This is a genomic window from Nostocoides japonicum T1-X7, assembly GCF_001046855.1.
GTDB lineage: Bacteria > Actinomycetota > Actinomycetes > Actinomycetales > Dermatophilaceae > Nostocoides > Nostocoides japonicum.
Genome location: NZ_HF570958.1, coordinates 4,056,852 through 4,063,732 on the forward strand (window position 1 = coordinate 4,056,852; position 6,881 = coordinate 4,063,732).

Consider the following 6,881-nt stretch of genomic DNA (forward strand, 5'->3'; position numbering starts at 1 on the left):
CGCGTCCAGCGAGCGCGACCCGGGCGTCCGCTGGTGCGACCGACGCCGCGGGCGAGGCACCTGTCGGCGGTGGTTCGCGGGCAGCCGGTACGACGCGTTCGGCGAGCGCGCCACGGGCCGCACGGGCATCGCATACCGGGAACAGGGCCGCGCCCGCGCAGTCGCCCGACGAGACGACGCCCACGCCGGCGCCGCGGCACCGTCCCAAGCCCGTCGTCACCTCGGGTCCGTCACGCAAGGCCGCCGCGAAGTCGGGCGGCAGACGCCGCCCGGCCCGGCAGCAGGTCGCCTCCGGCCGCCCGCCGCGGACTGTCGAGCGGCCCCTCAAGGCGGTGACCGATGCCGACGCGGCCGCCGCGGCCCGAGCAGCCGCGGCCTCGTCCACGACCGTCGTCCCCGGGGTCGAGGACCTCGTCAAGGCCGCTGTGTCGACGTTGCGGGTGGCCGCCGCGGCCGCGGGGATCGACCCGAGCGACGTCGAGGACACCGTCGCCCGGACCCTCGCCTTCGTCCGCCGCCGCATCGACGCCGACTACTCCATCGACACCTTCGGGTTCGACGAGGACTTCACCGAGAACGTCGCGCTGCCGCTGTTGCGACCCCTCTACAAGAGCTGGTTCCGCGTCGAGGTGAAGGGGATCGAGAACATCCCGGCGACGGGCGGCGCCCTCGTCGTCGCGAACCACTCCGGCACGGTCGCCGTCGACTCCCTGATGACCCAGGTCGCCGTCCACGACGCCCACCCACAGCACCGTTTCCTTCGCGGGCTCGGGGCCGACCTCGTGTTCCGCACCCCGTTCCTCGGCACCTTCGCCCGCCGCACCGGCTCGACGCTGGCCTCCAACCCCGACGCGGAGCGGCTGCTGCGCGGTGGCGAGATCGTCGGCGTCTGGCCAGAGGGCTTCAAGGGCGTCGGCAAGCCGTTCTCGGAGCGCTACAAGCTCCAGCGGTTCGGGCGAGGCGGCTTCGTCGCGGCGGCGCTGCGCAGCGAGGTGCCCATCGTCCCGTGCGCCATCGTCGGGGCGGAGGAGATCTACCCGATGATCGGCAACCTCAAGACGCTCGCCCGTCTCATCGGGGCGCCCTACTTCCCGGTCACGCCGACCTTCCCCCTCCTCGGGCCCCTCGGTCTCATCCCGCTGCCGAGCAAGTGGATCATCGAGTTCGGCCCGCCGATCGACACCTCCGTCCTCGGCCCGGACGCCGCCGACGACCCGATGCTCGTCTTCGACCTCACCGACCAGGTCCGCGAGACGATCCAGCAGTCCCTCTACTCCCTGCTCATGCAGCGTCGTTCGGTGTTCTTCTGACGGGTGGGTGCGTCGGGCCGGCACCCGGGCCACGTACCCTCGTCACCCCGCCCACCCATTCTCGGCGCTCGTGGGGAAGCCGGTTGTCGCCAGGACGACCACCAGCTTCCCCACAAGGTCGTCTCGGCCGCGGGCCCGCCAGCGTCGTCCTGGGAACGGACGACCGGTCGCTGGTGGGGCGGGGCCGGAACGGGTGCCGTGCGGACGGCATACGGTGAGGGGGTGAGCCAATCGCCTGCGGCGCCCCGGGTGACCCTCGTCGGACGACCCGGTTGCCACCTGTGCGAGACAGCGCGCGAGGTCGTCGCCCGGGTGTGCGCGGACCTCGGCGTCGGCTGGGTCGAGGTGTCGGTCACCGACGATCGTGGGCTCCTCGAGCGGTATGCCGAGATGGTGCCGGTCACCCTCGTCGACGGTCGGCAGCACGACTACTGGCGGGTCGACGAGGCCCGGCTGCGCGTGGCCTTGGAGTCCGTCCCCCGATCCTGACCGGCCGCCCCCAGTTCGCACGTGCCGAGAGGATGTCGTCGGTATGCGGATGTGACGACAACAACTCGGCACGTGCGGGACGGCTCGGTGCACGTGCCGAGTTGTTGTCGTCCCTAGCGTCCGTGGGCGACATCAGCTCGGCACGTGCGGGATCGTCGTGCTGACGGAGTTCCGCACCGTCCACTCGAGGGCTTGTGGGGAAGTTGGCATGAGCTATGACGCCGGCCAGCTTCCCCACAAGCGTTCGTCGTGTCCTCGCCGGAGCGTGGAGTGGTTGCCGGCCCGGTTCGACCACGGAAAGCCGGCATCTGCCGGGTGGGGGTTCGGCACGTGCGGGGTTGTCGTGGTCGCGGGGGCGGTTCGACCACGGAAAGCCCGCATCTGCCGAGAAGAGTCGGGGGGCATCGGGCGCGCCGGGATCGTCGGCGGCGGGGGCACGACACGGGAGGCGGCGGGGCCGTCTCACGGGGGACCTTGTGACTTTGTGCGCGCCTTCACAAGGACGTAGTGTGGACCGGCAGGTTCTGGAAGGAGCGGTCCAACGGTGTCGGCTGACCCATCTACCCGTCGGGGGATCCCCGATGCGACGGTCGCCAGGCTGCCGGAGTACCTCCGGGCGCTGCACTCCTTCTCCGACGACGGGATCGCCTCGGTGTCGTCGGAGGATCTCGCCGTCGCGACCGGCGTCGGGTCGGCGAAGGTCCGCAAGGACCTCTCCTACCTCGGCTCGTACGGTATCCGAGGCGTCGGCTACGACGTCGACCACCTCGCCTACCAGATCTCCTTCGCCCTCGGGCTGACCCACGAGTGGGCGGTCGCCATCGTCGGGATGGGCAACCTCGGGCGGGCGCTCGCGGCATACCGGGGATTCGCGACGAAGGGGTTCCGCATCGTCGGGCTCCTCGACCAGGACACCCGACTCCACGGCCAGGTCGTCGCGGGGCTCCCGGTCCGGCCGATGGCGGACCTCGCCGGGCTCGTCGGGGAGGGGCTGGCCATCGGCGTCATCGCGACGCCGGCCGAGTCGGCGCAGGACGTCTGCGACCAGCTCGTCAGCGTCGGCGTCCGGTCGATCCTCAACTTCGCCCCGACCGTCCTCGCCACGCCGCCGTCCGTCGTCGTCCGCAAGGTCGACCTGTCGACCGAGCTGCAGATCCTCGCCTTCCACGAGCAGCGCAAGGCGGGACGAGCCGTCACCCTCGCGGAGGTCTCCTCGTGAGTCTCCTCGTCCTCGGGGTCTCCCACCGGAGCGCTCCCATCGGCCTCCTCGAGTCCGTCGCCCTCGATCCCGGGGCCCGTGTCCGCCTGGCCGACGCGGTCGTCGCCACCGAGCACGTCACCGAGACCGTCATCCTGTCCACGTGCAACCGCACCGAGGTGTATGCCGACGTCTCGGCGTTCCACGGCGGCCTCTCCGACGTGACGGACGCCCTCGTCTCGGTGACCGGTATGCCGCGGGCCGAGCTCGTGGACCAGCTGTACGTCCACTACGAGGACCGAGCCATCGCCCATGCCTTCAGCGTCGCGTGCGGGCTGGACTCGATGGCCGTCGGGGAGGCCCAGATCCTCGGTCAGATGCGCGAGGCGCTCACCGAGGCGCAGCGGCACGGCCACGTCGCCGCATCGCTCAACGCCCTTCTGCAGCAAGCGCTTCGGGTCGGCAAGCGGGCTCACACCGAGACGGCCATCGACCAGGTGAGCGTGTCTCTCGTCGAGGCGGGACTGGCGCACGCCGAGCGCGTGCTCGGCCCGCTCGACGACCTGCGGGTCCTCGTCGTCGGCGCTGGCGGCATGTCCTCGCTGGCCGCGACGACGGCGGCCCGCCTCGGAGTGGCACGGCTCGTCGTCGTCAACCGGACGCCCTCGCGGGCCCGTCGCCTCGCCGACCGGGTCGGGGCGCAGGCGCTCCCCTTCGAGCAGCTCGACGAGGCGCTCGCGGCAGCCGACGTCGTCATCACGAGCACCGGTGCCGCGGGTCTCGTCGTCGACCTCGGCGCGGCCCAGGGAGCCCAACGGGCGAGGCGCGGCGAGGCGCAGGTCTACCTCGACCTCGCCCTGCCGCACGACGTGGACCTCGCCGTGGCCGGCCTGCGCGGCGTGACCCGCATCGGCCTCGCGGACCTGCAGGCCGACCTGCGCGACTCGTCCTCGGCCCCCCAGGTCCAGGAGGTGACCGAGCTCGTGCTCGGCGAGGTGGCCGCATACCTCGCCGCGCGCAGCGCGCAGGCCGTCGCACCGACGGTCGCCGCGCTCCGGGCCCGGGCGGCGGACGTCGTCGAGAGCGAGCTCACGCTGCTCACCCGCCGGACCGCCGGGATGAGCCCCGCCGACCGCGAGGAGGTCCACCGGTCGGTGCACCGGATCGTCGAGAAGCTCCTCCACACCCCGACCGTGCGGGTCAAGCAGCACGCGGCAGGCGAGGACGGCGGCCGGTATGCCGCGGCGCTCCGGGACCTCTTCGACCTCGACCCGCGCGACACCGCCGCCGTCTCCACCCCGCCGAGCGAGGCGGTGGACCTGCCATGACGGCCCTTCGCCTCGGCACGCGGCGCAGTGCCCTCGCCGTCGCCCAGTCCACGGGCGTCGCCGAGCGGCTGCGGGCCGCCGGACACGACGTCGAGCTCGTCCCGATCGTCACCGAGGGCGACACCTCGAACGCCCCGCTCGCGGAGATCGGGGGGACCGGCCTGTTCGCCTCCGCCCTCCGCGCGGCTCTCCACGAGGGCCGGATCGACCTCGCCGTCCACTCCATCAAGGACCTCCCGACGACGCCGGAGGAGGGTCTGGTCATCGCCGCCGTGCCTGGCCGCGAGGACCCCCGGGACGCGTTGGTCGCCCGCGACGGGCTGACTCTCGGCGAGCTCCCGACGGGGGCGCGGGTCGGCACGGGGTCTCCCCGGCGGGAGGCCCAGCTCAACGCCCTCGGCCTCGGCCTGGAGGTCGTCGGGATCCGCGGCAACGTCGACACGAGGCTCGGCACGCTGGCGCGCGGCGAGCTCGACGCCGTCGTCCTCGCCCGCGCCGGCCTGGCCCGCCTCGGCCGGCTCGGCGAGATCACCGAGTCCCTCGACCCGCTCCAGATGCTCCCCGCCCCCGGGCAGGGGGCGCTCGCCGTCGAGTGCCGTGCCGACGACGGACCGACCATCCGGGTCGTCGGGGAGCTCGACGACGAGGACGCGAGAGCCTGCGTGACGGCCGAGCGCAGCCTGCTCGCCGCGCTGGAGGCCGGGTGCTCGGCCCCCGTCGGTGCCCTCGCCGAGGTCGTCGAGGGCCTCGAGGGGCCGGAGCTGTCGCTCCGGGCCTTCGTCGGCGCGATCGACGGGTCGGTCGACCTGCGCCGCTCCGTGACCGGCCTCGTCGCGGACGCCGCCCGGCTCGGAACGCAGCTGGCCCATCGCCTCCTCGAGGACGGCGCCGCCGACCTCACCCGACCACCCTCGGCGGCCGACCCGTCGGCCGCCGCCGTCGCACACCCGTCAGCACCCCACGTCCCGGAGCGCATCCAGTGAGCCCCATCACCTCCTCCAGCACCAGCCGCACCGGCCGGGTGGCCTTCGTCGGCGCCGGTCCCGGCGACGACGGCCTCCTCACGGTCCGCGGAGCCGAGCTGCTCGCAGTGGCCGACGTCGTCGTCATCGACCAGGTCGCCCGGGAGGACTTCGTCCTCCGTCATGCCCGAGAGGGTGTCGAGATCATCGACGCGGGCCACGGCGACCACGGGCAGCGCCTCACCCAGGCCTCCCGCGCCAAGCTCGTCGTCAAGGCGGCGCGATCCGTGCCGGGTGGTCTCGTCGTCCGGCTCATGGACGGCGACCCCGCCGTCTTCAACGGACTCGGCGAGGAGGCGGCCGCGTGCGACAAGGCGGGCGTCCCCTTCGACGTCGTGCCAGGCGTCAGCGCGGTGACCGCCGTCCCGGCATACGCGGGGGTCCCCCTCACCTCGCGGTCGACGAGCGCCGTCCACGTCCTCGCCGGCGACCACACGGCGGACCTCGCCGGCTCGGTCGACCGGCATGTCACCGTCGTGGCGCTCGGCGCCCCGGAGACGCTGACCAGCACGTTGTCCGGGCTGCTCGCCGCGGGTCGGGACCCGCAGACGCCGGTCGCGATCACCGAGCGGGGCACGACGACGAGCCAGGCGACCCGCACGACGACCCTCGGGGAGGTCCGCCGCGTCCTCAAGACGGTCATGGTGCCCTCGCTCGCGATCGTCGGCGAGACTGTCGACATGCGCGAGACGCTCTCGTGGTTCGAGACCAAGCCGCTGTTCGGCTGGGCCGTCCTCGTGCCCCGGACCAAGGAGCAGGCGGGTGGCATCACGGCCCGGCTCGGCTCCTACGGCGCGACGGCGACCGTCGTGCCGACCATCTCGGTCGAGCCGCCGCGGACGCCGCAGCAGATGGAGCGCGCGATCCGGGGCCTGGTGACGGGCCGGTACGAGTGGGTCGGCTTCACCTCCGTCAACGCCGTCAAGGCGGTGCGGGAGCGGTTCGAGGAGCTGGGCCTGGACGCCCGGGCCTTCGCCGGTCTCAAGATCGCCGCCGTCGGCGGGGTCACGGCCCAGGCGCTGCGCGACTGGGGCATCAACCCCGACCTCGTCCCGTCGGGCGAGAGCTCGGCGGCGGGGCTGCTCGCGGAGTGGCCCGAGTTCGACGAGGTCCTCGACCCGATCAACCGCGTCTTCCTCCCGCGGGCCGACATCGCGACCGACACGCTCGTCGCCGGGCTGCGGGCCATGGGCTGGGAGGTCGACGACGTGACGGCCTACCGGACCGTCCGGGCCGCGCCGCCCGCCGCCGAGATCCGCGACGCCATCAAGTCGGGTGCCTTCGACGCGGTCGTCTTCACCTCGAGCTCTACCGTGCGCAACCTCGTCGGCATCGCCGGCAAGCCGCACCCGACGACCGTCATCGCGTGCATCGGACCACAGACGGCCAAGACGGCCGAGGAGCACGGCCTCCGGGTCGACGTCCTCGCGCCGTCCGCGTCCGCCGACGCCCTCGTCGACGCGCTCGCCGATCACGGGCGCGCGCTCGCGACGGCGGCGCAGGAGGCGGGTCAGGCGGTCCAGCGGCCGTCGGC

At 73.5% G+C, this 6,881-nt stretch carries 6 protein-coding genes; all 6 read left to right on the forward strand.

Translation table 11 applies throughout. From position 1 onward, the window contains the following. Window positions 1-332: 332 nt before the first annotated feature. Window positions 333-1,310: a lysophospholipid acyltransferase family protein gene (locus BN12_RS18400; RefSeq protein ID WP_157635559.1), complete on the forward strand. Its 978-nt coding sequence runs from the start codon at window positions 333-335 to the stop codon at window positions 1,308-1,310. Window positions 1,311-1,532: 222 nt separating this feature from the next. After that, window positions 1,533-1,799 carry a glutaredoxin family protein gene (locus BN12_RS18405; protein WP_200901252.1) on the forward strand — a complete coding sequence of 89 codons (267 nt, stop codon included), beginning with the start codon at window positions 1,533-1,535 and terminating at the stop codon, window positions 1,797-1,799. A gap of 544 nt (window positions 1,800-2,343) precedes the next feature. Beyond that, window positions 2,344-3,018 carry a redox-sensing transcriptional repressor Rex gene (locus tag BN12_RS18410; protein WP_048554766.1) on the forward strand — a complete coding sequence of 225 codons (675 nt, stop codon included), beginning with the start codon at window positions 2,344-2,346 and terminating at the stop codon, window positions 3,016-3,018. Then, complete coding sequence (locus tag BN12_RS18415; protein ID WP_048554768.1) at window positions 3,015-4,325, forward strand: glutamyl-tRNA reductase; 1,311 nt, start codon at window positions 3,015-3,017, stop codon at window positions 4,323-4,325. The genes BN12_RS18410 and BN12_RS18415 overlap by 4 nt, the downstream gene beginning before the upstream one ends. Next, window positions 4,322-5,308: a hydroxymethylbilane synthase gene (gene hemC / locus BN12_RS18420; RefSeq protein ID WP_048554770.1), complete on the forward strand. Its 987-nt coding sequence runs from the start codon at window positions 4,322-4,324 to the stop codon at window positions 5,306-5,308. Before BN12_RS18415 ends, hemC begins: the two co-directional genes overlap by 4 nt. After that, window positions 5,305-6,881 (forward strand): bifunctional uroporphyrinogen-III C-methyltransferase/uroporphyrinogen-III synthase (locus tag BN12_RS18425; RefSeq protein ID WP_048554772.1); only part of this gene is annotated, 1,577 nt, incomplete at its 3' end. The genes hemC and BN12_RS18425, both read left to right, overlap by 4 nt.